At 68.7% G+C, this 23,911-nt stretch carries 30 protein-coding genes; 15 read left to right on the top strand and 15 right to left on the bottom strand.

Going from position 1 to position 23,911, the window contains the following annotated elements:
- Nucleotides 1–2: 2 nt before the first annotated feature.
- Nucleotides 3–1,163 (top strand): M20 aminoacylase family protein, encoded by a 1,161-nt coding sequence (locus IEW01_RS07830; RefSeq protein WP_188527057.1) that lies wholly within the window; start codon nt 3–5, stop codon nt 1,161–1,163.
- 41 nt (nt 1,164–1,204) lie between these two features.
- Nucleotides 1,205–2,164: an agmatinase gene (gene speB / locus IEW01_RS07825; RefSeq protein WP_188527056.1), complete on the top strand. Its 960-nt coding sequence runs from the start codon at nt 1,205–1,207 to the stop codon at nt 2,162–2,164.
- A 52-nt stretch (nt 2,165–2,216) separates the two neighbouring features.
- Here the strand turns inward: speB and IEW01_RS07820 are convergent, their stop codons facing one another.
- Nucleotides 2,217–2,573 carry a hypothetical protein gene (locus IEW01_RS07820; RefSeq protein WP_188527055.1) on the bottom strand — a complete coding sequence of 119 codons (357 nt, stop codon included), beginning with the start codon at nt 2,571–2,573 and terminating at the stop codon, nt 2,217–2,219.
- Nucleotides 2,574–2,635: 62 nt separating this feature from the next.
- Nucleotides 2,636–2,998: a hypothetical protein gene (locus IEW01_RS07815; protein ID WP_188527054.1), complete on the bottom strand. Its 363-nt coding sequence runs from the start codon at nt 2,996–2,998 to the stop codon at nt 2,636–2,638.
- A 68-nt stretch (nt 2,999–3,066) separates the two neighbouring features.
- On the opposite strand from IEW01_RS07815, the gene IEW01_RS07810 reads away from it, so the two are divergent.
- The 6 genes from IEW01_RS07810 (at nt 3,067) to lipA (ending at nt 8,419) form a co-directional block, all read left to right on the top strand.
- Nucleotides 3,067–3,489, top strand: coding sequence for a DUF1499 domain-containing protein (locus IEW01_RS07810; protein WP_188527053.1), 423 nt, complete (start codon nt 3,067–3,069; stop codon nt 3,487–3,489).
- Between the two features lie 77 nt (nt 3,490–3,566).
- Nucleotides 3,567–4,622 (top strand): peptide chain release factor 1, encoded by a 1,056-nt coding sequence (gene prfA, locus IEW01_RS07805; RefSeq protein ID WP_188527052.1) that lies wholly within the window; start codon nt 3,567–3,569, stop codon nt 4,620–4,622.
- Nucleotides 4,619–5,452: a peptide chain release factor N(5)-glutamine methyltransferase gene (prmC, locus tag IEW01_RS07800; protein ID WP_188527051.1), complete on the top strand. Its 834-nt coding sequence runs from the start codon at nt 4,619–4,621 to the stop codon at nt 5,450–5,452. Before prfA ends, prmC begins: the two co-directional genes overlap by 4 nt.
- Before the next feature lie 231 nt (nt 5,453–5,683).
- Nucleotides 5,684–6,301 carry a DUF4167 domain-containing protein gene (locus tag IEW01_RS07795; RefSeq protein WP_188527050.1) on the top strand — a complete coding sequence of 206 codons (618 nt, stop codon included), beginning with the start codon at nt 5,684–5,686 and terminating at the stop codon, nt 6,299–6,301.
- A gap of 136 nt (nt 6,302–6,437) precedes the next feature.
- A complete protein-coding gene (locus IEW01_RS07790) occupies nt 6,438–7,364 on the top strand; it encodes a LysR substrate-binding domain-containing protein (protein ID WP_188527049.1) in 927 nt (308 codons plus the stop codon).
- Nucleotides 7,365–7,468: 104 nt separating this feature from the next.
- Entirely contained in the window at nt 7,469–8,419 is a 951-nt protein-coding gene (gene lipA, locus IEW01_RS07785) for a lipoyl synthase (protein WP_188527048.1), read from the top strand.
- Nucleotides 8,420–8,498: 79 nt separating this feature from the next.
- Here lipA and IEW01_RS07780 read toward each other — a convergent pair whose 3' ends face one another.
- The 3 genes from IEW01_RS07780 to IEW01_RS07770 form a co-directional block, all read right to left on the bottom strand.
- A complete protein-coding gene (locus IEW01_RS07780; RefSeq protein WP_188527047.1) occupies nt 8,499–8,969 on the bottom strand; it encodes a GyrI-like domain-containing protein in 471 nt (156 codons plus the stop codon).
- An 82-nt stretch (nt 8,970–9,051) separates the two neighbouring features.
- Complete coding sequence (locus tag IEW01_RS07775; RefSeq protein WP_188527046.1) at nt 9,052–9,945, bottom strand: cytochrome c; 894 nt, start codon at nt 9,943–9,945, stop codon at nt 9,052–9,054.
- A gap of 123 nt (nt 9,946–10,068) precedes the next feature.
- Nucleotides 10,069–10,542 carry a c-type cytochrome gene (locus tag IEW01_RS07770; protein WP_188527045.1) on the bottom strand — a complete coding sequence of 158 codons (474 nt, stop codon included), beginning with the start codon at nt 10,540–10,542 and terminating at the stop codon, nt 10,069–10,071.
- 120 nt (nt 10,543–10,662) lie between these two features.
- On the opposite strand from IEW01_RS07770, the gene IEW01_RS07765 reads away from it, so the two are divergent.
- Nucleotides 10,663–11,520: a LysR family transcriptional regulator gene (locus IEW01_RS07765; RefSeq protein WP_188527044.1), complete on the top strand. Its 858-nt coding sequence runs from the start codon at nt 10,663–10,665 to the stop codon at nt 11,518–11,520.
- On the opposite strand, the gene IEW01_RS07760 is transcribed toward IEW01_RS07765, so the two are convergent.
- Entirely contained in the window at nt 11,510–11,698 is a 189-nt protein-coding gene (locus IEW01_RS07760; RefSeq protein ID WP_188527043.1) for a hypothetical protein, read from the bottom strand. The two genes, IEW01_RS07765 and IEW01_RS07760, sit on opposite strands and share 11 nt — an antisense overlap.
- A complete protein-coding gene (gene hpt / locus IEW01_RS07755; RefSeq protein ID WP_188527042.1) occupies nt 11,695–12,237 on the bottom strand; it encodes a hypoxanthine phosphoribosyltransferase in 543 nt (180 codons plus the stop codon). The genes IEW01_RS07760 and hpt overlap by 4 nt, the downstream gene beginning before the upstream one ends.
- A 69-nt stretch (nt 12,238–12,306) precedes the next feature.
- Here hpt and IEW01_RS07750 point away from each other — a divergent pair, with 69 nt between their 5' ends.
- Entirely contained in the window at nt 12,307–12,756 is a 450-nt protein-coding gene (locus tag IEW01_RS07750) for a type II toxin-antitoxin system RatA family toxin (protein ID WP_188527041.1), read from the top strand.
- 45 nt (nt 12,757–12,801) lie between these two features.
- On the opposite strand, the gene IEW01_RS07745 is transcribed toward IEW01_RS07750, so the two are convergent.
- Genes IEW01_RS07745 through IEW01_RS07735 form a run of 3 tightly spaced genes read right to left on the bottom strand, consistent with a single transcriptional unit; the run spans nt 12,802 to nt 15,420 of the window.
- The gene (locus IEW01_RS07745; RefSeq protein ID WP_188527040.1) at nt 12,802–13,743 is read right to left on the bottom strand and encodes a site-specific tyrosine recombinase XerD; all 942 of its coding nucleotides are present in this window, start codon (nt 13,741–13,743) and stop codon (nt 12,802–12,804) included.
- A complete protein-coding gene (locus tag IEW01_RS07740; RefSeq protein WP_188527039.1) occupies nt 13,740–15,293 on the bottom strand; it encodes a hypothetical protein in 1,554 nt (517 codons plus the stop codon). Before IEW01_RS07740 ends, IEW01_RS07745 begins: the two co-directional genes overlap by 4 nt.
- Entirely contained in the window at nt 15,283–15,420 is a 138-nt protein-coding gene (locus IEW01_RS07735; RefSeq protein WP_229738171.1) for a hypothetical protein, read from the bottom strand. The genes IEW01_RS07740 and IEW01_RS07735 overlap by 11 nt, the downstream gene beginning before the upstream one ends.
- 127 nt (nt 15,421–15,547) lie before the next feature.
- Between IEW01_RS07735 and IEW01_RS07730 the strand changes: the two genes are divergently transcribed.
- On the top strand, nt 15,548–16,084 hold the full coding sequence (locus IEW01_RS07730) for a shikimate kinase (protein WP_308418945.1): 537 nt from the start codon (nt 15,548–15,550) through the stop codon (nt 16,082–16,084).
- Complete coding sequence (gene aroB / locus IEW01_RS07725) at nt 16,084–17,193, top strand: 3-dehydroquinate synthase (RefSeq protein ID WP_188527037.1); 1,110 nt, start codon at nt 16,084–16,086, stop codon at nt 17,191–17,193. The genes IEW01_RS07730 and aroB overlap by 1 nt, the downstream gene beginning before the upstream one ends.
- A 48-nt stretch (nt 17,194–17,241) precedes the next feature.
- Here the strand turns inward: aroB and IEW01_RS07720 are convergent, their stop codons facing one another.
- Nucleotides 17,242–18,321: a site-2 protease family protein gene (locus tag IEW01_RS07720; protein ID WP_188527036.1), complete on the bottom strand. Its 1,080-nt coding sequence runs from the start codon at nt 18,319–18,321 to the stop codon at nt 17,242–17,244.
- Nucleotides 18,322–18,419: 98 nt separating this feature from the next.
- Entirely contained in the window at nt 18,420–18,944 is a 525-nt protein-coding gene (gene ssb / locus IEW01_RS07715; RefSeq protein WP_188527035.1) for a single-stranded DNA-binding protein, read from the bottom strand.
- 172 nt (nt 18,945–19,116) lie between these two features.
- On the opposite strand from ssb, the gene IEW01_RS07710 reads away from it, so the two are divergent.
- On the top strand, nt 19,117–19,704 hold the full coding sequence (locus IEW01_RS07710) for a lytic transglycosylase domain-containing protein (RefSeq protein WP_188527034.1): 588 nt from the start codon (nt 19,117–19,119) through the stop codon (nt 19,702–19,704).
- A gap of 15 nt (nt 19,705–19,719) precedes the next feature.
- Here the strand turns inward: IEW01_RS07710 and IEW01_RS07705 are convergent, their stop codons facing one another.
- From IEW01_RS07705 to miaA, 3 genes are all read right to left on the bottom strand, one after another.
- Nucleotides 19,720–20,265, bottom strand: coding sequence for a VOC family protein (locus IEW01_RS07705; protein WP_188527033.1), 546 nt, complete (start codon nt 20,263–20,265; stop codon nt 19,720–19,722).
- Nucleotides 20,266–20,484: 219 nt separating this feature from the next.
- Nucleotides 20,485–21,252 (bottom strand): AraC family transcriptional regulator, encoded by a 768-nt coding sequence (locus IEW01_RS07700; RefSeq protein WP_229738145.1) that lies wholly within the window; start codon nt 21,250–21,252, stop codon nt 20,485–20,487.
- Between the two features lie 186 nt (nt 21,253–21,438).
- Entirely contained in the window at nt 21,439–22,326 is an 888-nt protein-coding gene (gene miaA / locus IEW01_RS07695; RefSeq protein WP_188527031.1) for a tRNA (adenosine(37)-N6)-dimethylallyltransferase MiaA, read from the bottom strand.
- Nucleotides 22,327–22,456: 130 nt separating this feature from the next.
- Between miaA and pyrH the strand changes: the two genes are divergently transcribed.
- Both pyrH and frr read left to right on the top strand, forming a co-directional pair.
- On the top strand, nt 22,457–23,200 hold the full coding sequence (gene pyrH, locus IEW01_RS07690) for a UMP kinase (RefSeq protein ID WP_229738144.1): 744 nt from the start codon (nt 22,457–22,459) through the stop codon (nt 23,198–23,200).
- A gap of 138 nt (nt 23,201–23,338) precedes the next feature.
- Nucleotides 23,339–23,902 (top strand): ribosome recycling factor, encoded by a 564-nt coding sequence (frr, locus tag IEW01_RS07685; RefSeq protein WP_188527030.1) that lies wholly within the window; start codon nt 23,339–23,341, stop codon nt 23,900–23,902.
- Nucleotides 23,903–23,911 lie beyond the last annotated feature (9 nt).

The following is a 23,911-nucleotide window of genomic DNA, read 5'->3' as shown; positions in this document are numbered from 1 at the left end:
CCATGCCCGTAGTCAACCGTATCGCGGCCTATGCCGACGACATGAAAACCTGGCGGCGGTGGCTCCATGCCCACCCGGAACTGAAACTGGATTGCCACGAGACCGCGGGTTTCGTGGTGGACAAGCTGCGCGCCTTCGGTGTCGACGAGATCCACGAAGGCATCGCGCGCTCGGGCCTGGTGGCGATCATCGAGGGGCAGGGGCCGGGGCGCACCATCGGGCTGCGCGCCGACATGGACGCCCTGCCGATGGACGAGGAAACCGGGCTGGACCACGCCTCTACCGTGCCCGGACGGATGCACGCCTGCGGCCATGACGGCCACACAACGATGCTGCTCGGCGCGGCGCGCTACCTTGCCGAAACGCGGGCCTTCTCGGGGCGGGTGGCGCTGATCTTCCAGCCGGCCGAAGAGGATATCGGCGGCGGGCGGATCATGGTGGAAGAGGGGATCATGGAACGGTTCGGGATCGACGAGGTCTATGCCCTGCACAACGAGCCGGGCCAGCCCTTCGGCACCTTCTCGACCACGCCGGGGCCGATCATGGCCGCGGTCGATACCTTCCGCATCCACATCCGGGGGCAGGGCGGCCACGGCGCCTATCCGCACGAGGCGGTCGACCCGATCCCCGCGGCGCTGGCCATCGCGCAGGGCTGCCAGACCATCGTGAGCCGCAACAACCCGCCGCGCGAAGACCTCGTGGTTTCGGTCACCATGGTGCAATCGGGCAGCGCCGACAACGTGATCCCCGAAAAGGCCTTCGTCGGCGGCACGGTGCGCACCTTCACCCCCGGGATCCGCGACATGGTCGAGCGGCGGATGGGCGAAATCGTGGCCGGCAGCGCGGCCGCCTACGGCGTCGAGGCCCTGCTCGATTACGAGCGCGGCTATCCGCCCACGGTCAACCACGAGGGCGAGGTGGAGAAGGCGGCGGCGGTGGCGCGCGAGGTGGCGGGCGATGCGGCGGTCAAGATCGACCGGCCGCGCGAGATGGGGGCGGAGGATTTCTCCTACATGCTCGAAGCCCGGCCCGGCGCTTTCCTGTTTCTCGGGCAGGGCGAAGGCCCCTCGGTGCACCACCCGAAATACGATTTCAACGACGAGATCGCGCCGATCGGGGCGAGTTTCTTCGCCCGTCTGGTGGAGCGGCTGAACCCGCTGTAGAAAGGCGTCGCAATTCCGCTTGCCCCCGGGGAGGACGAACCATGGCACTGGAAGACGCGAAAAACCAGGTCGACACCGCGATCACCCGCGAGGGGATGAAGGGGCCGAGCTTCGAGAATACCTTCTCGGGCCTGCCCACCTTCCTGCGCCGGACCTTCACCAAGGATCTGGCCGCGGCCGATATCGCCATCACCGGCGCGCCCTTCGACCAGGCGGTGACCAACCGTCCCGGTGCACGGCTGGGCCCGCGCGCGATCCGCGAGGCGAGCGCGCTGCAAAGCCCCGATGCGCCGTTTGGCTGGGGTTACGACGTGATGAGCGAGTTCGCCATCGCCGATTACGGCGATCTCGCCTTCGACTACGCCGCGCCGGCCAATTTCCCGGCCCGGCTGGAGGCCCATATCGCCGGCATCCTCGCGCAGGATTGCGCCGCGATCACGCTGGGGGGCGATCATTCCATCACCCTGCCGATCCTGCGCGCCCATGCCGCGAAACACGGGCCGCTGGCCCTTATCCAGGTCGACGCCCATACCGACAGCTGGCCCGACGACGACCCGTCCCGCGTCGATCATGGCACCTTCGTCTACAAGGCGGTCAAGGAGGGGCTGATCGTTCCGGAGCGGTCGGTGCAGGTCGGCATCCGCACCGAAGTGGACGACCGGCTCGGCATCGCCGGGGTCGACGCGCCCGAGGTGCACCGGATCGGCCCCGACCTGGTGGCCGACCGGGTCCGCGAGGTGGTGGGCGACCATCCTGCCTATCTCACCTTCGATATCGACGGGCTCGACCCGGCCTTCGCCCCCGGCACCGGCACGCCGGTGTGGGGCGGGTTGTCCACCGCGCAGGCGGCGGCGATCCTGCGCGGGATCGCAGGGGTGAACCTCGTCGGCGGCGACGTGGTGGAAGTCTCGCCGCCCTATGACCACGCCGGGATCACCGCCGTTGCGGCGGCGCATGTGGCGGTGGAGCTGCTTTGCCTCTGGGGCTGGACCCGGCGGTAGCGGGCAGGGGGAGACGCGCCCGCGCGGGCGCGTGACACGGCGCCGTCGCCCCTCAGTCGCAGCGCATCCAGTGCTCGATGTAGCCGTCCCAGATCACCCAAAGCTCGCCCGGAGCCTGCATCAGCATCACCCGCCCCCCGGTTTGGGTGACCCCGTCGGAATAGGTGCAGAGCGCATCGTAAAGCGTGGCCTCCATCCCGCGCACCGGCGTGGGGGCGCTGAGCGTGCAGGGCATCTCGATCATCCGCAGGGTATCGCCGCGGATCCAGGTAAGACCCTCCGGCTTGCCCGCGTCGTGGCAACTCACGGCGTTCGGGTAATAGTTCAGCGGCAGGTAATTGCCCTCGTAGGGCGTGGCGCTGGCGGCACTGGCCAGAAGCACCACGGCGAGGCTGGGGGTGATACGCATGGCAGGCCTCCCGTCGCGATGTGATCCGGGCCGAATCCTAGCCGATCATCCGCCCCGGCGCATCAGGGTGTTGCGTCGCAGGAGAGCCAGTCGACCACCATCGCGTCGCGGATCACGTAGACGCCGAAGTCATGCGCCATCAGCATCACGCGCTCGTCGTAAGCCTCGCCCTCGCCTTCACAGGTGGCATCGTAGAGCACCGCGTTCATGCCCCGCACCTCCACCGGATCGCCTAGCTCGCAGGTGTTTTCCACCCCGATCAGCCGGGTCCCCTCGATCGCGAGCGCACCGCCTTCCACGCCCACGGTGGCGCAATCCCAGGCGGCGGCGAAATCGTAGTTCGGCCGGTAGAGCCCGTCATATGGCGTGGCCACGGCCAGCGAGGGCGCGAGGGCAAGGGCGAGGGCGAGGGTGGCAAGACGCATCGGATTGATCCTTTCGGTCACTGGGCGGGTATTGCATAGAGACGATAGCAAACAAGGCAGGCGAAGCGATGCTCAAATCCATCCTCATCGCGGTGCTCCTGATCGGCGTGGCCCAGGCCGCGATCCGCTTCACACCGCTCCCGCGCCACCGGCTCGACGCCCGGCCGGGCCCCTTCGAGCCGGGTGTGCACCCGGTGCCGGGCGGGCTCAAGGTGGTGCGCCCGCTGGCCGAACTGCCGGAGGGGGCCTTCGAGAGGCTGCTGGAGATCGCGCAGCAGACACCGCGCACCACCCGCATCGGCGACAGCGTCGATCCCGCCGCCTTCGTCACCCGCTCGCGGCTCTGGGGGTTTCCCGATATCGCGGTGATCTGGCAGGATGGCGTCAACCTTCACCTGCACTCGCACCTCGTCTATGGCCGCAGCGATCTGGGCATGAACGCCGCCCGCGTGGCGCGCTGGTTTCAGCGGCTCGAAACCGGGCAGGGCTGAACGGCGGCGGCGGGCGGCAACCGGCATCGGGCACCGCGCCACTTGACCAAGCCCCGCCGATAGGCCACCTGAACGCCATGGTTCCTTTCGACAAACTCGATGCGATCACAGAGCGGTTCGGCTACCTCGAAGCGCGCATGGCCGAGGGGCTCTCGGGCGAGGAGTTCGCCCGGGCCGGGCGCGAATATGCCCAGCTCAAGCCCGTGGTGGCGCAGATCGCATCCTATCGCCAGCTTCTGGACGACATCGCCGATACCGAGGCGATGCTGGCCGATCCCGAGATGCGCGGGCTCGCCGAGGAGGAACTGCCCCGGCTGAAGGCGCGCCTGCCCGAGGCCGAGCAGGCGATGCGGCTCGCACTGCTGCCGCGCGACGCCGCCGACGCGCGCCCGGCCATCGTCGAGATCCGCCCCGGCACCGGCGGCGAGGAGGCGGCGCTGTTCGCGGGCGACCTGATGCGGATGTATCAACGCTACGCCGAGCGCATGGGCTGGCGCTTCGAGGTGATCGAGGAGCAGCTCACCGAGTTGGGCGGGGTGAAGGAGCTTGTCGCACGGGTGTCGGGCGAGAATGTCTACGCCCGCCTCAAGTATGAAAGCGGGGTGCACCGGGTGCAACGCGTGCCGGAGACCGAATCGGGCGGGCGGATTCACACCTCGGCCGCCACCGTGGCGGTGCTGCCCGAGGCCGAAGACGTGGATATCGCGATCGACCCGGGCGATCTGCGCATCGACACCATGCGCGCCTCGGGCGCCGGCGGCCAGCACGTCAACACCACCGATTCGGCGGTGCGGATCACCCATGTTCCCACCGGAATCGTGGTGACCAGTTCCGAGAAGAGCCAGCACCGCAACCGCGAGATCGCCATGCAGGTGCTCAAATCGCGGCTGTTCGACATGGAGCGCCAGCGCGCCGCCGATGCGCGCGCCGCCGACCGCAAATCGCAAGTCGGTTCCGGCGACCGCTCGGAGCGCATCCGCACCTACAATTTCCCGCAAGGGCGGCTCACCGATCACCGCATCGGGCTCACGCTCTACAAGCTCGGCGAGGTCATGCAGGGCGACCTCGACGAGATCATCGACGCGCTGACCGAGACCGATCAGGCGCAACAACTGGCGGAGATGGACGCATGAGGCTGACGCAGGCATTGGGTAAGGGCACCGGGCTTCTGGGCTTCGGTGGCATGGGCAGTTCCGGGCGCGACAGCCGGGCGCTGCTGGCCCATGCCCTGGGCATCCCCGCCGACCGGCTCATCCTCGAAGCCGACCGCGAGGTGAGCGACGACGAAATGGCGCGCTACGAGGCGCTGTTGCACCGCAGGCTCGATCATGAACCGGTCAGCCGGATCATCGGGCGGCGGATATTCTGGGGGCGCGACTTCAGGATCACCCCGCATGTGCTTGATCCGAGGCCAGAAACAGAAACGCTGGTGGCCGAGGCGCTGGCCGGCCCGGCGCCGGCGCGGCTGCTTGATCTGGGCACTGGCTCGGGCATTCTCGCGGTCACGCTGCTGGCGGAATGGACCGGGGCGGAGGCGCTGGGAAGCGATCTTTCAACGGAGGCGCTGATCGTGGCGCGCTCCAACGCCGAAGACATCGGCGTCGCCGACAGGCTGACGCTGATCGAGGCCGACTGGTTTTCCGGTATCGACGCGCGTTTTGACCTGATCGTCTCGAACCCGCCCTACATCGCCGCCAGCGAGATGGCGGGGCTCGACCCGGAGGTGCGCGAGCACGACCCCGAGATCGCGCTCACCCCGGGCGGCGACGGGCTCGACGCCTACCGCGCCATCGCCGCCGGCGCGCGCGCGCGGTTGGTGCCGGGTGGCCGCCTTCTTGTCGAGATCGGTCCGACGCAGGGGCCCTCGGTGGCGGCGCTGTTCGCGGCGGCGGGGCTTTCGGAGGTCACGGTGCTGCCCGATCTCGATGGCCGGGACCGGGTGGTTCGCGCGCGGCGCCCCTGATCCGTCGCCCCCCGTCCTGTGGCCCCTGCGACACCATGGATCAGCGCGGCCTCGCCGGATCTGCCTTTTTCCCTTGTCACCGCGGCGTGAGCGTGATTAGAAGGGCACAAGCGACAGGGCGCAGTCAGTTGATTGCCTGTCGCCGGCAAGCCGAAAGTTGGGACGACCATAGAGGCACCAAGAGCTGCCTGTCCCGCAACAAAGCCAAGAAAAGGCTGGAAACAAGAGCTTATGAGACCTTCCAAATCACGTTCGCGTGGCAAGTCGCGCAGCAATAACCGCTCGCCTGCCAACAATCTGAACCGGGTGTTCGACAGTTCCGGCCCCGAGGGCAAGGTGCGCGGCACACCGCAGCAGATCATCGACAAATACAGCCAGCTCGCCCGCGATGCCTTTCTCGGCAACGACAGGGTCGCGGCGGAGAACTTCCAGCAGCACGCGGAGCACTATACGCGCCTGCTCGGGGAGGCCCAGCGCGACGCCGAGGAAAAGCGCCAGCAGGCGGATCAGTCCAACCGTGACCGCCAGCAGCAGAAGCCGCGCGATCGCGACGACCGCGGGCAGGGCGACGGCAAGCCGGCGCAGGAAACCAGCGGCGGCGCCTCGCAGGATGTGGCCGATGCCGGCGGCGAGGCCGAGGGCGACAGCGGGCTGGTGGAAACGCCGGAGATGAAACCGCGCAAGACCACCCGCAGCCGCAAGCCCCGGGCCAAGCCGGCGCCGCAGGACGGCGGTTCGGAAAAGCCCGCGAAGGGCGAGAAATCCGACAGCGATGCGCAGGGTGAGAAACCCGACGGCAGCGGGCAGGGTGAAAAATCCGCCAGCGGCGCGCCGGAAGCGGCGGAATAACCCCCGTCTGACCACGGCGCCCCGCGACAAGACCCGATCGGCGATCCCGCTGCAGGGGCCGCGTATCCCTGCCCGCTGCCCGGCCCGCGCCATGGCCCGGGATTGCGTCCGCCGTCCAATTGCATAAATTGGGCTTATGGATATCACCTTCAGGCAATTGGCCTACTTTATCGCCCTGGCCGAAACACGGCATTTCGGCCGTGCGGCGGCACGCGCACACGTCACCCAGCCCGCCCTCTCGACCCAGATCCGCGAACTCGAAGAGCGCCTCGGGACCACCCTGATCGACCGCAGCGACCGCCGGTTCCGGCTCACGCCGGGCGGGCAGGAGGTTCTGGCGTCGGCGCGTCGGATCATGGCGGAAATCGAGCGGATGCAGGCCAGCGCCCGCTGGCAGACGGGGTTGCACGGGCGGCTCAAGCTCGGGATCATTCCCACCGTCGCGCCCTATCTTCTGCCCGAGGCGCTGCCGCGGTTGCGCGCCCGCGATGTCACGCTCGACCTCAGGCTGCGCGAGGCGCAGACGGCGGTTCTGCTCGACGAGCTGGCCGATGGCTTGCTCGACGCGGCGGTGATCGCGTTGCCCTCGGGCGTGCCGGACCTGGTGGAACAGCCGCTCTTCGCCGATCGCTTCCTGCTCGCCGCGCGCGAGGACCAGGTGGCCGAGATGCGCGGCGCCGGCGACGTGCCGCGCCCGACCGAGTTGAACCCCTCGCGGCTCCTGCTGCTCGACGAGGGACATTGCCTTGCCGACCAGGCGCTCGAGGTCTGCGGCACCCGCCGCCCGGCCACGCGCGTCGATCTTGGCGCCTCCTCGCTGCGCACGCTGTGCGGCCTTGTCGCGGCCGGCTTCGGCCAGACGCTGCTGCCCGAGATCGCCTACGCCACCGAAGCCCCCGGCACGCCGGGCATGGCGGTGCTACGCTTCGCCGATCCCGAGCCGATGCGCGTGATCGGGCTGGTCCGGCGCGACATCGGCGGGCCGGATGGATGGTTTCGCGATCTCGCCGATATTCTCACCGCGGCGGGCACCGAACTGGTGGCGCGCGCGGCGGCGGTCTGACCGCCGGCCGCGAGACATGCGGCCCGCGCATATCACGCTTTCGCGCCTTTGGCTGTGACAAGCCCGCGCGAGCCGTTATATGGGGACGAACGGAGGTATCCCGCATGCGAGATCTGAAGACACCCGAGGGCCGGCACCCCGAAAAAGCCCACCGTCCCGACAATGCCCAGCCGAAAAAGCCCGACTGGATCCGCGTTCGCGCGCCCGGCGGCACCGGCTACGCCGAAACCCACAAGATCATGCGCGAGCACGGGCTGGCGACGGTCTGCGAGGAGGCGGGCTGCCCCAACGTCGGCGAGTGCTGGAACCAGGGCCACGCCACGATGATGATCATGGGCGAGATCTGCACCCGCGGCTGCACCTTCTGCAACATCGCCACGGGCCGGCCGCAAACGCTCGACGCGTTCGAGCCGGGCCGGGTGGCCGACGCGGTGCACAAACTGGGGCTGAACCACGTGGTGATCACCTCCGTCGACCGCGACGATCTCGACGATGGCGGCGCGGAGCATTTCGCCATGACGATCCGCGCGATCCGCAAGCGCAGCCCCGAGACCACGATCGAGATCCTCACCCCCGATTTCCTCAAATGCGGGCCGGAAGCGCTCGAAGTGGTGGTCGAAGCCCGGCCGGACGTGTTCAACCACAACCTCGAAACCGTGCCCGGGCTCTACCCCGAGGTGCGCCCCGGCGCGCGCTATTTCCACTCGCTGCGGCTGTTGCAACGGGTCAAGGAACTGGATCCGGCGATGTTTACCAAGTCGGGCATCATGGTGGGGCTGGGCGAAGACCGGCAGGGCGTGATGCAGGTAATGGACGACATGCGCGCGGCGGACATCGACTTCCTCACCATCGGGCAATACCTCCAGCCGACGCCGAAACACCACGCGGTGGACCGCTTCGTCCCGCCCGACGAGTTCAAGGCCTATGAGAAGGCGGCCTTCGGCAAGGGCTTCCTGATGGTCTCGGCCACGCCGCTGACCCGTTCGAGCTACCACGCCGGCGAGGATTTCGCCCGCCTGCGCGAGAACCGGCTGGCGAAGCTCGGGCAGGGCTAGGGCCGAAATCCGCAGCGGATTTCGGCACGATTTCCGTACGGAAATCGCTTCGGTTTCCGTACGGAAACCGCCTGCGGCATCACCCCGCGAGCGCCTGGTAGCACTTGGTGACGAGCTGGTCCTCGTGCACCTCGTCGGGGCTGTTGAGGTAGACCTCCCAGGTCGGCGGGGCATAAGCGAGCCCCTCGCTCTCCATGTGCCGCATCATCCCGTCGTAAGCGTCGCGCAGCCCGTCGTAGGCGCCGATGTGGGTGAAGTGCAGCACCCGGCCCGCCGGGGTCGCATCCGCCTTCACCGTGCCGTCCGCCGCGGCCATGTCGGCGCGCGCGACCACGAAGCCGGCGCGGAAGGCCATCCGGCCCTCGGCATAGTCGTGATACACCGACAGCGCCCCGCCGCCCGGCGGCACGCCGTGCTTCTCCATGAAGGCCCAGACCTCGCCGAAGGCCGACCCCATCGCTCGCGAGATCTCGCCCGGGTCCATCGTGGTGCTGCGTTCGACGTAGAGATACGGGGTTTCGTCCACGTCGATGAGTTTGAAATCCGCCATACTGACCTCCCATCGCGACGGTTAACGCGGTCAGGTTAGCCCGGGCCGGGGGGCCGGGCCATGACCCCGGTCAAGCCGGGCTTCAGCCGTCGAGCGGCAGGCGCTTGAGATAGGCCGCGATGGCCGCGCGGTCGCTTTCGGGCAGCTGCGCGAGGTTTTCCACCACGTGCGCCATGTGGCCGCCCACCACGTCGTATTCCGGGGTGAAGCCGGAGGTGAAATATTCCACCAGTTCATCCTGCGACCAGTCCAGCGCGGGCGGGGTGAGATTGGGAAAGCTGCCGCGCCCGGCCGGGTTCGGCGCGCCGGTGAGCCAGTCCGCCCCCGTCTTCGTCCCGCCCAGCGCGTTGCGGGGGCTATGGCACTCGGCACAGTGCCCCATCGCCTCCGCCAGCACCCGGCCACGCGCCTCCTCGGCGGTGAGATCGCCCGCCATCACCCAGCCCGGCCGCAGGAACAGCATCTTCCAGCCGCCAAGGCTCGCCCGGATGTTGAACGGGAAGGGCACCGCGTGCGGCGCCGACGGCGTGGCATCGGCGGGCAGGGTCTGCAGGTAGGCGTGCAGGTCGACCACCGCTTGCGGCTCCATCCGGATGTAGGAGGCATATGGGAAGGCGGGATAATAATGTTGCCCGTCCGGCGAGGTGCCATGGTGCAGCGCGTTCCACAGCTCGAGCGCGCTCCAGTCGCCGATACCCTCTGCCGGGTCGGGGCTGATATTGGGCGCGGTGAAGCTGCCGAAGGGCGAGGGGAAGCTCTGCCCGCCCGCCAGCACCAGCCGGGCTTCGCCCTCCGCTTCCGGGGCCATGTGGCAGGAGGCGCAGCCGGCGGCGGTGAACACCATCTCGCCGCGGCCCGCGTCTGCCGTCAGCCCGGCCAGAACCTCCGCCCCGTCAGCCTTCGGGCGGGTGATCCAGAGCCCGGCGGCGACGGCGACGAGGCCGAGCAGAGCGACACGGATCAGAAAGCGTTGCATCGAAATCTCCTGTCGAAGACCGGGGGCGGCACCGGCGTGCCGCCCCGCGGATATCGTCGCCAAGCCTAGCGCAGGGTGGGGATATGGCCATGCGCTTCACCCGGAACGCACGGAAACGTGAGATCAATCCGGCACGCGGTAGGCCTTGTGGCAGGCGCCGCACGCGCCGCCGAGCGGCCCCATCGCGGCCTGAAGCGCGGCAAGGTCGGTGCCGGCGGCATCGGCCATCACATCGGCCGCCTCTTGCAGCGCCTGAGCTTTCGCGGCGACATCGGGGAAATTCGCCCAGATATCGGGCAGCGCCCGGGTGCCTTCGACGCTGTCGGCATCCGTGCCGGCAGGCCACAGCAGCGATCCGTCGAGATGGGCCAGCGCGGCGAGGTTTTTGGCGGCGACCGAGGCCACCTCGGCGTCATAGGGCGCCTTTTCCTGCGCCATTGCGCCAAGCGTGCCGAGGTTGAAGGCATAAAGCTGCATCTGGGCCTGGCGCGCCTTGATCGCCGGCGACGGGGCTGGGGCATGGCTGTCGGCGGTCACCACGGTGGCGGCAAGCATGGCGCCGGCGAGGCCGAGCGCGAGGGAACGGGCGGTACGCATGGGGTTCTCCTTTCGACTATGTCGGTTTCGGTCAGAAACGTGGAACACCCTCAGCCTATCTGTTAGGATTTTGCTGTGAACTCACCAATGTTGCAGGGGGTCTGTGCAGGAATGCAAAGGATGGACTGGGACGACATCCAATTCGTGCTCGCGGTCGCGCGTGAGGGCTCCCTCTCGGGTGCGGCCCGGGTGCTCGGGGTGAACCACGCCACGGTGCTGCGTCGGGTGACCGGGTTCGAGCAGAAACTCGGCCTCGCGATCTTCGAGCGCACCGCGCGCGGCTACCGGCTCGCGCCGCACCGGGCGCGGGTGCTGGCGGCGATGCAGGCGATGGAAGAGGCCGCCCTCGGGGTGGGGCGGGCACTGACCGTCGCGCGCGCGCCGCTTGCGGGCCTCGTTCGGGTCACCTCGACCGATTCGATCTGCCAGGCGATCCTGCCGCCGATCATCGCCCGCCTGCAGGCCGAGGCGGAGGGGCTCAGGATCGAACTCAGCGCCCAGAACCAGCACGCCGACCTCGCCCGGATGGATGCCGACATCGCGGTGCGCCCGGCCGAGGCTCTGCCCGACGAACTGGTCGGCGAGGTGGCCGGGCGGTTGGGGTTCGGCGTCTATGCCGCGCCGGGGGGCGAGGCCGGCTGGCTGGGGCTGAGCGGCCCCATCGCCCGCGTGCGCGCCGCCAGGTGGATGGCCGAGACGATCCCGCAAGCCAATATCGCCGGCTGGAGCGACAGCTTTCTCGTGCTGCGCGAGATGGCCGCGGCCGGGCAGGGGCGTGCGGTGCTGCCCTGCGTCATCGGCGACGGCGATCCACGCCTCGCCCGGCTTGCGGGCGCGATGCCGGAGATGAATGTGGACCTTTGGGTGGCGAGCCACGCCGACATGGTCGACGTGCCACGCATCAGGCTGGTGCGCGAGATGCTGCTGGCGGCGCTGCGGCAGGACAGCCCGCGTTGGCTGGGGCAGATCAACGGTTGATCCGGCCCTTGGGCGTGCTGTCGATCCGCATCCATTCGGGCGAGCCGAACACCCGCTCCAACCCCCAGATCGCGAGCGCGATGGCGATCACGGCGAGCACCAGTTTCACCCGCTTCTCCGAAGGCGGCCGGCGCGCCCAGCGCGACATGCGCAGGAATTGCTGCGGCCGGATCCTCATGGTTCGAGGAAACGCACCGCGCCGATGAAGGGCAGGTTGCGGTTGCGCTGCGCGTAGTCGATGCCATAGCCGACGACGAACTCGTCGGGGATCTCGAACCCGGTCCAGTCGGCCTTGATGTCGACCTCGCGGCGGGTGGGTTTGTCGAGCAGGGCGACGGTTTTCAGCCGTTTCGGCGCCCGCGCCCGGAGCAGCCCGACAACGTGCTGCAGGGTGTAGCCGGTATCGACGATGTCCTCCACGACGAGCACGTCGCGGCCGTGGATCTCGCCGCGCAAGTCCTTGAGAATACGTACCTCCCGGCTCGATTCGGTCGAGTCGCCGTAGGACGTGGCCTCGATGAAATCCACCTCCACCGGCAGGTCAAGCTCGCGCACCATGTCGGCGATGAAGACGAAGGAGCCGCGCAGCAGGCCGACCACCACCAGCTTGTCGGTGTCGCGGAATGTATCGTGAATCTCCTTGGCCAGCGCCTCCACCCGGGCGGCGATGGTCTTGGCCGAGATCATCTCGTCTATGACATATGGCCGCGTCGGCATCCTCGCCCCCTTGCATCCGGTCTTGCGGATATGGGATTAGCGCGCCCAGAGCCTCAGGGAAAGGGCAAGATGCCGACACATTCCGAAACCCGCCGGATGCCCTACAGCGCCCGCCAGATGTATGACCTCGTGGCCGACGTGATGCGCTACCCCGAGTTCATTCCCTGGATCGCGGCGGCGCGGGTCCGCTCGGTGACCCCGAACCACGATGGCACCCAGCTGATGGAGGCCGACCTCGTGGTGAGCTTCAAGGTGTTCCGCGAGAAGTTCGGCAGCCGCGTGGTGCTCGACGAGCCGGGGCTGGGGATCGACATCGAGTATCTCGACGGGCCGTTCAAGCACATGCAGAGCCGCTGGCGCTTTCGCGATGTCGAAGACGGTTGCGAGGTGGCGTTCGACGTCGATTTCGAGTTCCGCAACGCGGTGCTGCAGAAGATCATCGGCGTGGTCTTCAACGAGGCGATGCAACGGATCGTGCGCGCCTTCGAGACGCGGGCCAAGGCGCTCTACGGCGCCTAGGTCATGTGCCGATGGCTGTCGTGGTGTCGGGCACCCCGGCCGCGCTCAGTCCTTCGCCGCAAGCGGGTGATGGTCGAGCACCAGCGACTTGAGCCGTTCCTCCAGCACGTGGGTATAGATCTCGGTGGTCGACACGTCGGCATGCCCGAGCAGGGTCTGGATCGCGCGCAGATCGGCACCGTGGGCGAGCAGGTGGGTGGCGAAGGCGTGGCGCAGCCGGTGCGGCGTGACCGCCTCGGGCGAGATCCCGGCCACGACGGCGAATTCCTTGATCAAGCCGTGAAAGCGGTGGCGGGTGAGGTGGCCCTCCTTGCCGCTGGAGGGAAACAGGAACGGCGAGGGCTTGCGCCCCTTCGCGCGCGCCTTGTCCTGCCCGTCATCGCGCAGCGCCAACCAGTCGGCGAGCGCCACGCGGGCCGGGGCCGAGAGCGGCACGAGGCGCTCCTTTCCGCCCTTGCCGCGCACCAGCAGCATCCGCGGATCGCCGCGCGCCGCGGCCACGGGCAGGCCGACAAGCTCGCTCACGCGCATCCCGGTGGCATAGAGCAGTTCCATCAGGCAGGTGTTGCGGGCGCGGTCGGCAGCGGAGCGGCCATGCGCCTTCGCAGCATCTATCAGGCGGCTGACCTCGTCTTCGCTCAAGGTCTTGGGCAGTGATTTCGCCTTGCCGGGGCCGGATATCCGCAGGGCCGGGTTGTCGGCGCGCCAGCCTTCCTCGAAGGCGAAGCGGTAGAGCCCCCGCACCGCCGAGAGCCGCCGCGCGCGGGTGGTGGCGGCCAGCCCCTGCGCTTCGCAATCCACCAGCCATGCCTCGATGTCGGTGCGGGTGGCGGTTGCCGGGGCCAGGCCCTTGCGCGCGAGAAAGCCGGCGTAGTCCTTGAGGTCGCGGCCATAGGCCAGCAGGGTGTTGCGCGCGGCGTCCAGCTCGGCGGCCTGGGCTTCGAGGAACGCCGAGATCCAGCGCTCGGTCTCGCCCGCCGCGCTCATCCGCGCCGGTCCAGGATCAGGTATTCCAGCGCCGCGCGCCGGGCGGTGTCTTCCAGCCCGACGGCGCGCAGGAGCGCCAGCGCGTCGGTCACCTGGTCGAGGTTGCCGTCGACGCCCTCGTCGAACAGGGCCAAGGCGCGCAGGATGGCCTCGCCCAGCCGGTTGCCCTCGACCAGCGAGGCGAGGCGCGCCGGCGCGCGCGTGGCGCGGAAGCCGTCGAGCACCGCCGCCGCCCGCGCGTCGGGCGCGGCGAGCCCGGCCACATCGCCCTGCGCCACGCCGGCAAGCAGCCGGTCGAGCGGGGTATCGGGCGTGCCGCTGCGCGCCGCGCTTTCGTAGCCATCGGAGAGCAGCGCCATGCGGAAGGCGATCTGCGCCGCCTCGCCGGGCAGGCCCATCGCGTGCAGGCGCGGGCCGTAGACCCGCGCGATCGGCACCTCGACCCGCGTCGCGGTGAGCGCCGACCAGGCCCGTGCCAGCGCCTCGGCGGCGGCTTCGGTATCGTCGTCGTCGAGCGCCGCCTGCAGCGCCTGGATCGCCGCAACCCGCGTCCAGACCCCGCCCGAGGCGGCAGGCTCGCGCTCGGTATAGAGCCCCAGAAGCTGGTTGTCCGAGACCGCCCCGGTGCGGGCAAGCCGCTCGCCGGCCTCGATTCGCGCCTTCCAGCCGTTGTCTTCGCGCAGATCGGCATGCGCGAAGGCCAGCGGCAGGCCGTTTGTGGGGATCGGCTCGCCGATCGCCTCGTATAAACGGAAGGTCAGGGGCGTGGGTTGAACCGGCCGCGGCAGCGGCGGCTCGCCCTCGAACAGCTCGGTGTCGAGGAAGCGGGCGAAAAGCTCGGCCTGGTCCTCGCCGATCAGCCCGAGCACCGAGCCGGTGCCCAGCAGAAGCTCGGCCCCCGTCCAGTCGCCCGCGCGGGCGAGGCAGAAGATCCGGGCCTGGAAGGTCGGCGAAAGCCCCGGCATGTCCGACATCGTTTCGCACAACGGTTGTTCCTCGCCGACCAGCAGCGCCACGTCGAACCGACGGCGGAAGATCTCGGCATCGTCCAGCCCGGCGCGTTCGAGCAGCGCGCCGGCCTGGTCGAGCGCGCCCATCTCGAGAAGCTTGTCGACCCGCGCCAGGAAGACCGACCGGCCATCGGCGCTGGCATCGCGCGGCGGGGCGATCTCGGCGAGCAGCATGATGTAGAGCAGCGCCTGCAGGGCGGGCAGGGTCTCGGCGCGTTCGGCGCGAATCCGGCGGGCGATATCCTCGGCGCGCGAGGCGCCCCAGAGATCGGCGGGCAGACCGGTGACGGCAGGCGACAGGATGCCGATCGCGTCGGGCCGCCCCTGGGCGGCGTCGAGCGGCGACACGGTGATCGGCGCGGTCGGCCGGGTCGGGGTGACCGCGGGTTCGGCCGGCGTGGCGGGCAGCGGGAGGGGCGCGGCGACGCTGTCCGACAACCAGTCGATCGCCGACATCGGCGCGCCCGCCTCCTGCGCGGAAAGCGGCGTGGCCAGCAGGCCGATCAGGGCCAGACGCCGCCCCAGCCGCCTAGTCGGCATCCAGCGTCACCGTCAGGCTCTGCGGGCTTTCCGGGGGCGCGAGATCGCCGAGATAGGCAAAGCCGACAAGGCCGATCGCGCCGAGGATCGCCAGCACCAGCATCAGTTTCACGAGCCGCCCGATCATAGTCATGCCCCTTCGCGTTTCGCAGGTTTTTTTGCCTGCGTTCTTCCTATATGCCATGCTTTCGGAGGTCACGCCATGACGGCGCGGCGGGAATTTTTGGCGAGGCATTGCCGGTTTGGCATTCCGGGTGAAGAAACCCATCGTCATGGTGGGGATGATGGGGGCGGGCAAGTCCGCGGTCGGGCGCACGCTCGCCCAGATCCTTGGCGTGCCCTTCATCGACAGCGACGACGAGATCGAGCGCGCCGCCGCGATGACCATCGCCGAGGTGTTCGCGCGCGACGGCGAGGCGTTTTTCCGCGCCCGTGAAACCGAGGTGATCAAGCGGCTGCTCGGCGGCGGGCCGAGGGTGATCTCGACCGGCGGCGGCGCCTTTCTCGCCGCCGAGAATCGCGCGGCGATATCGCGCGCCGGGATCTCGGTCTGGCTCAGGGCCGATCTCGACCTTCTGTGGGAGCGGGTGCGCCACAAGCCGACGCGGCCGCTGCTGCAAACCGCCGATCCGCGGGGCACGCTCACCCGCCTGCACGATGCGCGCGTCGGCTATTATGCCAAGGCCGATCTGGTGGTCGACGCCCATCCCGATTACACCCTGCCGGATATGGCGAAGCAGGTGATCCGGGCGCTGAAAACCCGGCCCGACGTGCTCGAGGAGATCAATTGATGGACGTGGTGAAGGTGGCGCTCGGCGCGCGGTCCTACGAGGTGCGCATCGGGGCGGGGCTGATCGGGCGCGCGGGCGCGGAAATCGCGCCGCTGCTGGCGCGCAAGCGCGTGGCGATCGTGACCGAGGCCCGCGTGGCGGGGCTGCATCTCGGCGCGCTCGAAGCCGGCCTGGCGGCGGAAGGCATCGCCTCCGAGGCGCTGGTGTTGCCGCCGGGCGAGGCGACCAAGAGCTGGGCGCAGCTGCAGGAGGTGGTCGAGTGGCTGATCGCGCAGAAGATCGAGCGCGGCGACATGGTGGTGGCCTTCGGCGGCGGCGTGATCGGCGATCTCGCGGGCTTCGCCGCCGCGATCCTGCGCCGGGGCGTGCGCTTCGTGCAGATCCCCACCTCGCTGCTGGCGCAGGTCGACAGTTCGGTCGGCGGCAAGACTGGGATCAACTCAGCCCAGGGCAAGAACCTGATCGGCGCCTTCCACCAGCCCAGCCTCGTGCTGGCCGATATCGGTGCGCTCGGCACGCTGGAGCCACGCGATTTTCTCGCCGGGTACGGCGAGGTGGTGAAATACGGCGGGCTGGGCAGCCTCGACTTCTTCGAATGGCTCGAAACCCACGGGCCGGCGCTGGCGGCGGGCGACCAGGCGCTGCGCCAGGAGGCGGTCCGCCGATCGGTGCAGATGAAGGCCGATATCGTAGCGCGCGACGAGACCGAGCAGGGCGACCGGGCCCTGCTCAATCTCGGCCACACCTTCGGCCACGCGCTGGAGGCGGCCACCGGCTACTCCGACCGGCTGCTGCATGGCGAGGGCGTGGCGATCGGCTGCGCGCTGGCCTTCGAGACCTCCGCCCGCCTCGGGCTGATGGCGCAGGAGGCGCCGTCGCGGCTGCGCGCCCACCTCGCGGCGATGGGGATGAAGCGCGACCTTGCCGACATTCCGGGCGATCTTCCGGACGTCGATGGCCTGATGGCGCTGATGGCGCAGGACAAGAAGGTGGAGGCCGGGCGGCTGCGGTTCATCCTCGCGCGCGGCATCGGCGAAGCCTTCGTGGCCGAAGAGGTCGACCTTGCAGTGGTGCGCGAGGTTCTGGCGGATGCGCTGGCGCGCCGCTAGAGGCGTTTTCCGTACGGAAAACGGTGCGAAATCCGTACGGATTTCGCCTCACCCCCCGCGCGCGTTTGCCACGATCATCAGCTCGCCGACGTTTTCGCGGGTGATGTAGCCGACCAGCGTGCCCTCGCGCCCGATCACCATCACCGCCGGGGCGCCGGTCTGCATCTTGGTCAGCGTGCCGGAGAGCGGCTCGGTCAACTGCGACGTGGGCAATTCACGCTCCATCACCTCGACCACCCGGGCGGGGCGCGGGCTGGCCTCCAGCGCGCGGTAGAGCCCGGCGCGGGTGAGCAGCCCCTCGAACCGCCCGGTCTCCGGGTCGATCACCGGGAACTCGTGCTGGGTGGTGCGGATCAGCGTGGTGGCGGCGAGATCGAGGCTGTCGTCGGGGCGCAGGGTTTCATACTCGGTGATCATCGCGTCCCGCGCCAACAAGCCCCGGGCGAGTGTCCGCATCGCCTCGTCGGCGCGCTCGGCCCCGGCGGCCATGAAGATGAAGAAGGCGATCAGGAGCAGGAACGGGTTGCCGGCGACGAGGCCGAGAAGGCCCATCACGAAGGCCAGCACCTGCCCCGCCGTTGCCGCCGCGCGGGTGGCCGAGGCGCGCCCGAGGGAAAGCGAGAGCACCGCCCGGAGCACCCGGCCGCCGTCCATCGGGAAGGCGGGAATCAGGTTGAACACCGCGAGCACGAGGTTGAGGATCGCCACCTGCGCCGGCAGCGAAGCGAGGGTGATCTCGGTGAAGGAGGCCTCCGCCAGCCGCGCGGGGCCGAGGATCAGCGCCAGAACGAGGAAGATCACCACGTTCACAGCCGGGCCGGCGAGCGCCACGATGATCTCCTGGCCCGGCTTCTCGGGCATCTTTTCCAGCCGGGCGAGGCCGCCGATCGGCAGGAGGGTCACGTCCGGGGTGCGGATGCCGTAGCGGCGCGCGGTGAGCGCGTGGCCGAATTCGTGGGCGATGACGCAGGCGAAGAGGATCAGCACGTAGAGGATGTAGACCGCCGCCGCCGCCGGGCCGCCCTGCAGCCAGCCGGTCGCGCCGATCCAGGCGATCAGCAGGAAGAAGGTGACATGCACCCTGAGTTCGCTGCCGAACAGATGGCCGATCGGAAAGGACCAAGTCATCGGTTATCCCCGCAAGAGAAAGGCGCGCGGGTCATCCGCACGCCTTTTGAACATGGACCGCGCGGCACGGGCTCGCAACCCCGCCCGGTGCGCCGGGCTCAGAACGGGATTTCGTCGTCGAACCCGCCGGGGCCACCCGCGCCGCCGCCGCTGCCGCCGCCGGAACCGCCCGATCCCGGGCCGCCCGCGTCGTCGCCGCCGTAGCCGCCACCGCCGCCGCCGTAACCCGGGTCATCCCCGTAGCCGCCGCCACCTCCACCGCTGCCGCCGCTGCGACCGTCGAGCATCACGAGCGTGCCACCGAATCCCTGCAGGACAACCTCGGTCGAATAACGGTCTTGCCCGGATTGGTCCTGCCATTTGCGGGTTTGCAGCTGGCCCTCGATATAGACCTTCGATCCCTTGCGCAGATATTGTTCGGCAACGCGCACCAGCCCCTCTTGGAAGATGGCGACCGAGTGCCACTCGGTCTTTTCGCGCCGTTCGCCGGTGTTGCGATCCTTCCAGTTTTCCGAGGTGGCGATCCGCAGATTGCAGACCTTGCCGCCGTTCTGGAAGGTGCGAACCTCCGGATCTCGGCCGAGATTACCGACCAGAATCACCTTGTTGACCGACCCTGCCATGAGCCCCTCCGAATCTGTAAAATTATCGTCATGGTTACATCACCCGGCCACGGTGAAGGAAAGGTTAAATTCCGTGTGAGCCCGGGGCGGCGTGGCGCAGGGCGTCTGGCAGGCTCTGGCGGGACCGCTCGAAATCGTCTAATCTGCTCTTCGTTCACGTCCGGGGGTCCGCATGAAGCGCCTTGCCTTTGCCGCCACGATCTTCAGCCTCGCCTTCGCCGTTCCGGCCGCGTCGGAGACTTTGTTTTCCTCGTCGTCGGGCCGCTCGGGCTTCGAGAGCGCGCTCAAGGTGCTCGACGGGCGTGCGGCGGATCAATATCGCTACTCGGCGCGGCTGACCCCGGATTACGACCCCGCCGCGCGGGACGGGGCGATCCCGCGCTACGCCGGCAAATACAAAGGCGAATATCTCGAACCGGCGCGCGCCGCGGCCCGGCGGCATGGCATTCCCGGCGATCTTTTCCTGCGCCTCGTGCAGCAGGAATCGGGGTGGAACCCGAAAGCCGAGAGCCACAAGGGCGCCATCGGCCTCGCCCAGCTGATGCCCGACACCGCCGCCCGGCTTGGCGTGAACCCGCACGACCCGCTGGAAAACCTCGATGGCGGGGCGCGCTACCTGCGCGCCCAGTACGAACGCTTCCGCTCCTGGCGGCTGGCGCTCGCGGCCTATAACGCGGGGCCGGAGGCGGTGGTGAAGCACGACGGCATCCCGCCCTACAAGGAAACCCAGGGCTACGTGACGGCGATCCTCGGCGGCTGAGGCCGGGCGACCCCGTCAGTCGAGATCCGACAATTCCTTCTGGTGCATCCAGTCGGCGTGGCGCGGCGCTTTCTTGGTGCGCGACCATTCCTCCAGCATGTCCCATTTCACCGCGTCGAGCTTTTTCAGCATCGCCTCTTCCTCGGGATCGGGGCAGGCGAGTTCGACCCGGTGGCCGTTGGGATCGAAGAAATAGATCGAGTGAAAGATCGAGTGATCGGTCACGCCCAGGACCTCGACGCCGTTTTTCTCGAGATGTTCCTTGAATTCAATCAGTTCGTCGCGGTCCTTCACCTTGAAGGCGATGTGCTGGACCCATTTCGGCGTGTTCGGGTCGCGGCCCATTTCGGGCTTGGTCGGCAGTTCGAAGAAGGCGAGCACGTTGCCCTGGCCGGCATCGAGGAAGACATGCATGTAGGGATCGGGTTCATGCGTCGAGGGCACGTGGTCCTCGGCGATGGCGAGGATGAAATCCATGTTCAGCATGTCGCGATACCATTCGACCGTCTCCTTGGCATCCTTGCAGCGATAGGCGACGTGGTGGATCTGTTCGATTTTCATGGTGCGCGCTCCCTTGTGTTGATCCCCGGATCATAGCGCCAGACCGTTGCAAATGCAACGACTAACGTGGTGATCAGCGAGGATCGGCAGACCGGCTGCCGATCCGTCACGTAAGCTAAGCGCGACTGGAGCGGGGAAGGGGGCGAAATCCGTGTCGGATTTCGAGACGAATTGCGCAGCGCAATTCGTGCCGGTTTCCGCATCGGAAACCGCGCGGCCTCAGCCGCGGCGGCGGAACTGCGAGGGGCTGCGGCCGGTATGTTGTGCGAAGGCGCGGGTGAAATAGGCCGGCGAGGCGAAGCCCAGCGCGGTAGCGATGTCTTTCACCGGCAGGTGGGTTTCGGTGAGCAGGCGCCGGGCCTCGTAATGCACCCGGTCGGCGAGAATCGCCGAGGCGGGGCGGCCGCAGGCCTTGTTGCAGACCCGGCTGAGGTGGGTCGGGGTCACACCCAGCGCCTTGGCATAGTCGCGCACCGTCTTGGCCGAGTGGAAGTCCTGTTCCACCAGCGCCGCGAAGGCGGCGGCGAGCCGGGTGGTGGCGTCTTCGCGCGGGGTTTCGACCTCGTCCTCGCCGATCTGGCGTTCAAGCCAGACCGACAACAGCCCGGCGTGGCTGATCAGCGCGCGCTCGGATGCCGCCGCGCCGTGTTCCAGCTCGGTCTGGATCGCGTCGATCAGGCGGTTGAGCTCGATGTGCTGCTCGGCGTCGGTGAGGCGCAGGTGCACCGGCTCCTCGGGCAGCGACAGCTCCTGTTCCAGCCCCGGCGGGAACACCACGATCATGCCGGCCACGGCGTTGTTCATCTCGAAACCGTGCATCGTGCCGGCGGGAATGAACACGCAGTTATGCGCCGTGTAACCGGCGGTCTTGCCGTTGAGGGTGATCCGGCCCTGGCCGCGGGTGAACCACAAGAGCACCGGCGCGCCGTAACTGCGCATCGCCTCGGTGCGCCATCGGCCACCCTTGGCAAGTCGGGCGAGTGGCATAACGCGGAACGGAGAGGCGAAGGTTCGGGTCATGGGCGTGGCAGCTGTCCCTGTTGATTTTCAGTTCTTTTGAAGCGCACCCGATCTGCCTAGCCGATTCCGGGCGAAGTGTCGCGCAGGTTATCCACAGGCGGCGGGCATTTGCTGTGGATAAGCTGTTTCCGTTTCGCGACTGTTACCCAATGGTCACAGTGACGCGCCGACCGGAATCCGCTGCCAATCGCCCATTCGGGCGCGAAACCAGGTGCGCTGGCGCTTGGCGTATTGCTGGCTGGCGGTGATCGCGCGGGCGCGGGCCTCGTCGAGGCTGAGGGCGCCCTGCAGGTGCGCGATCAGCTCACGCGCGCCGATCGCCTTGGCCGAGGGCAGGGCGTCGGACCAGCCGTCGAGGTTGGCGCGGGCCTCGTCGAGCGCGCCGGCGGCGAGCATCGCGTCGAATCGGCGCGCGATGCGGTCGCGCAGCCAGTCGCGCGGGGCGTCGATCACCAGCGCCTGGGTGCGGTCCAGCGGCAGCAGCGGCGGCGGCGTGGCATCCTGCCAGGCGGCGAGGCCGCGCCCGGTGGCGCGCTGCACCTCCCAGGCGCGCTGGACGCGGGCCGGGTTCAGCACGTCGATTCGCGCAGAAGTTGCGCCGTCGAGCTCGGCGAGCATCGCCCCGTGCCCCTCGCGGGCGAGCCGCGCATCGGCCTCGGCGCGCACCGCGTCGGGGGTCGGCGGGATCTCGGCCAGCCCCTCGGTGAGCGCCGAGAAATAGAGCCCGGTGCCGCCGACGATGATCGGCCGTGCACCGCCGGCCAGCAGCGGCGCCACATCGCGCAGCCAGTGACCGACGGAATAGGCGCTGTCGCCCGGCACGTGGCCGTAAAGCGCGTGCGGCGCGATGGCCTCCTGCGCGGCATCCGGCCGGGCGGTGAGCACGCGCCAGTTGGCGAAGACCTGCAGCGCGTCGGCATTCACCACCACCCCGCCCTGGGCGCGCGCGATCGTCAGCGCCAACGTGGATTTGCCGCTGGCGGTGGGCCCTGCAATGAGCACGGGCAGGGCCGGGTCTAGGCTGGCGATGTCGAAATCCATGGGCGGTCCTGTTTTGCCGCCAACATGGGGCAGGGGGCGGCCCGCGCCAAGCCCCGCGCGCCATTCGCGCCTTGCTCCCTACGGGGTTTTGCGACATCTTGCCGCGAAACCCCAAAACCATGGCAGGACGATGACCGAGACCGACACCCCGAGCGACATTCCCCGGACCAGATACAAGCGCGTGTTGCTTAAGATCTCGGGGGAGGCGCTGATGGGCGATCAGGGCTACGGCTTGCATCCGCCGACGGTGCAGCGCATCGCCCGCGAGGTGCAGAGCGTGCACGAGATGGGGGTGGAAATCTGCATGGTGATCGGCGGCGGCAACATCTTCCGCGGCCTGCAGGGCTCGGCGCAGGGGATGGAACGCACCACCGCCGATTACATGGGCATGCTCGCCACGGTGATGAACGCGCTGGCGATGCAATCGGCGCTGGAGGGGCTCGGGGTGTTCACCCGGGTGATCTCGGCGATCCGGATGGACGAGGTCTGCGAGCCCTACATCCGCCGCCGCGCCGTGCGACACCTCGAAAAGAAACGCGTGGTGATCTTCGCCGCCGGCACCGGCAACCCCTATTTCACCACCGATACGGCGGCCACCCTGCGCGCCTCCGAGATGGCCTGCGAGGCGATCTTCAAGGGCACCAAGGTGGACGGCGTCTACGACAAGGACCCGGCCAAACATGCCGACGCCACCCGCTACGACCGCGTCAGTTTCGACGAGGCGCTGGCCAAGCGGCTCGGGGTGATGGACGCCTCCGCCATCGCCCTGGCCCGCGACAACAACCTGCCGATCATCGTTTTCAGCCTCGACGAGCCCGGCGGCTTTCGCGGCATTCTCGCCGGCGAGGGCACCTATACCACCGTTTCGGGATAGGTGCGCCGACCGCTTGGCGCATTCCCGCCACAAGGCGGGGGCGGTGGCGGAAAACCTCTCGCAACCCTATACATCTCCGTAAAGTTGCGGCTATACCACGGCGAACGCGCGTGAGCCGCCAGCAAGAAGGGCAGACCCATGGCCGATCAGGAATTCGAGCTTGACCTCGACGATCTCGAGCGCCGGATGAACGGTGCACTCGACGCTTTGAAACACGAATTCGCCAGCCTGCGCACCGGCCGGGCCTCGGCGACGATGGTGGAGCCGATCCACGTTGACGCATACGGCGCGCTTACCCCGATCAACCAGGTCGGCACCGTGAACGTGCCCGAGCCGCGGATGGTGACGATCAACGTCTGGGACAAGTCGCTGGTGCAGAAGGTCGAGAAGGCGATCATGGAATCGGGCCTCGGCATCAACCCGCAGACCAACGGCACGATCATCATGCTGCCGATCCCGGAGCTGAACGAGGAGCGTCGCCGTGAGCTGACCAAGGTCGCCGCGCAATACGCCGAGCAGGCCCGCGTGGCGGTGCGCAACGTGCGCCATCACGGCATGGACCAGCTCAAGAAGAACAAGGACGGGATGAGCGAGGACGACCAGAAATTCTGGCAGGACTCGATCCAGGAACTCACCGACACCTTCGTCGGCAAGGTCGACCAGATGCTCGACCACAAGCAAGAAGAGATCATGCAGGTCTGAGGGCGCCGC

Origin of the sequence: Sinisalibacter lacisalsi, from assembly GCF_014640115.1 — a bacterium.
GTDB lineage: Bacteria > Pseudomonadota > Alphaproteobacteria > Rhodobacterales > Rhodobacteraceae > Sinisalibacter > Sinisalibacter lacisalsi.
This window is presented reverse-complemented; position numbering and strand designations above follow the sequence as displayed.

Excerpts from the sequence above, each read along its gene's own strand:
- IEW01_RS07790 (WP_188527049.1), top strand. The coding sequence starts at position 6,438 with ATGGATATCACCTTCAGGCAATTGGCCTACTTTATCGCCCTGGCCGAA.
- IEW01_RS07735 (WP_229738171.1), bottom strand. The coding sequence starts at position 15,420 with ATGATCGGGCGGCTCGTGAAACTGATGCTGGTGCTGGCGATCCTCGGC.
- speB (WP_188527056.1), top strand. The coding sequence starts at position 1,205 with ATGGCACTGGAAGACGCGAAAAACCAGGTCGACACCGCGATCACCCGC.
- prmC (WP_188527051.1), top strand. The coding sequence starts at position 4,619 with ATGAGGCTGACGCAGGCATTGGGTAAGGGCACCGGGCTTCTGGGCTTC.
- lipA (WP_188527048.1), top strand. The coding sequence starts at position 7,469 with ATGCGAGATCTGAAGACACCCGAGGGCCGGCACCCCGAAAAAGCCCAC.
- miaA (WP_188527031.1), bottom strand. The coding sequence starts at position 22,326 with ATGGATTTCGACATCGCCAGCCTAGACCCGGCCCTGCCCGTGCTCATT.
- IEW01_RS07820 (WP_188527055.1), bottom strand. The coding sequence starts at position 2,573 with ATGCGTATCACCCCCAGCCTCGCCGTGGTGCTTCTGGCCAGTGCCGCC.
- aroB (WP_188527037.1), top strand. The coding sequence starts at position 16,084 with ATGGACGTGGTGAAGGTGGCGCTCGGCGCGCGGTCCTACGAGGTGCGC.
- IEW01_RS07815 (WP_188527054.1), bottom strand. The coding sequence starts at position 2,998 with ATGCGTCTTGCCACCCTCGCCCTCGCCCTTGCCCTCGCGCCCTCGCTG.
- IEW01_RS07810 (WP_188527053.1), top strand. The coding sequence starts at position 3,067 with ATGCTCAAATCCATCCTCATCGCGGTGCTCCTGATCGGCGTGGCCCAG.
- prfA (WP_188527052.1), top strand. The coding sequence starts at position 3,567 with ATGGTTCCTTTCGACAAACTCGATGCGATCACAGAGCGGTTCGGCTAC.
- IEW01_RS07750 (WP_188527041.1), top strand. The coding sequence starts at position 12,307 with ATGCCGACACATTCCGAAACCCGCCGGATGCCCTACAGCGCCCGCCAG.
- IEW01_RS07780 (WP_188527047.1), bottom strand. The coding sequence starts at position 8,969 with ATGGCGGATTTCAAACTCATCGACGTGGACGAAACCCCGTATCTCTAC.
- IEW01_RS07770 (WP_188527045.1), bottom strand. The coding sequence starts at position 10,542 with ATGCGTACCGCCCGTTCCCTCGCGCTCGGCCTCGCCGGCGCCATGCTT.
- IEW01_RS07760 (WP_188527043.1), bottom strand. The coding sequence starts at position 11,698 with ATGAGGATCCGGCCGCAGCAATTCCTGCGCATGTCGCGCTGGGCGCGC.
- IEW01_RS07710 (WP_188527034.1), top strand. The coding sequence starts at position 19,117 with ATGAAGCGCCTTGCCTTTGCCGCCACGATCTTCAGCCTCGCCTTCGCC.
- hpt (WP_188527042.1), bottom strand. The coding sequence starts at position 12,237 with ATGCCGACGCGGCCATATGTCATAGACGAGATGATCTCGGCCAAGACC.
- ssb (WP_188527035.1), bottom strand. The coding sequence starts at position 18,944 with ATGGCAGGGTCGGTCAACAAGGTGATTCTGGTCGGTAATCTCGGCCGA.
- IEW01_RS07720 (WP_188527036.1), bottom strand. The coding sequence starts at position 18,321 with ATGACTTGGTCCTTTCCGATCGGCCATCTGTTCGGCAGCGAACTCAGG.
- IEW01_RS07705 (WP_188527033.1), bottom strand. The coding sequence starts at position 20,265 with ATGAAAATCGAACAGATCCACCACGTCGCCTATCGCTGCAAGGATGCC.
- IEW01_RS07775 (WP_188527046.1), bottom strand. The coding sequence starts at position 9,945 with ATGCAACGCTTTCTGATCCGTGTCGCTCTGCTCGGCCTCGTCGCCGTC.
- IEW01_RS07830 (WP_188527057.1), top strand. The coding sequence starts at position 3 with ATGCCCGTAGTCAACCGTATCGCGGCCTATGCCGACGACATGAAAACC.
- IEW01_RS07740 (WP_188527039.1), bottom strand. The coding sequence starts at position 15,293 with ATGCCGACTAGGCGGCTGGGGCGGCGTCTGGCCCTGATCGGCCTGCTG.
- IEW01_RS07745 (WP_188527040.1), bottom strand. The coding sequence starts at position 13,743 with ATGAGCGCGGCGGGCGAGACCGAGCGCTGGATCTCGGCGTTCCTCGAA.
- pyrH (WP_229738144.1), top strand. The coding sequence starts at position 22,457 with ATGACCGAGACCGACACCCCGAGCGACATTCCCCGGACCAGATACAAG.
- IEW01_RS07795 (WP_188527050.1), top strand. The coding sequence starts at position 5,684 with ATGAGACCTTCCAAATCACGTTCGCGTGGCAAGTCGCGCAGCAATAAC.
- frr (WP_188527030.1), top strand. The coding sequence starts at position 23,339 with ATGGCCGATCAGGAATTCGAGCTTGACCTCGACGATCTCGAGCGCCGG.
- IEW01_RS07765 (WP_188527044.1), top strand. The coding sequence starts at position 10,663 with ATGGACTGGGACGACATCCAATTCGTGCTCGCGGTCGCGCGTGAGGGC.
- IEW01_RS07700 (WP_229738145.1), bottom strand. The coding sequence starts at position 21,252 with ATGCCACTCGCCCGACTTGCCAAGGGTGGCCGATGGCGCACCGAGGCG.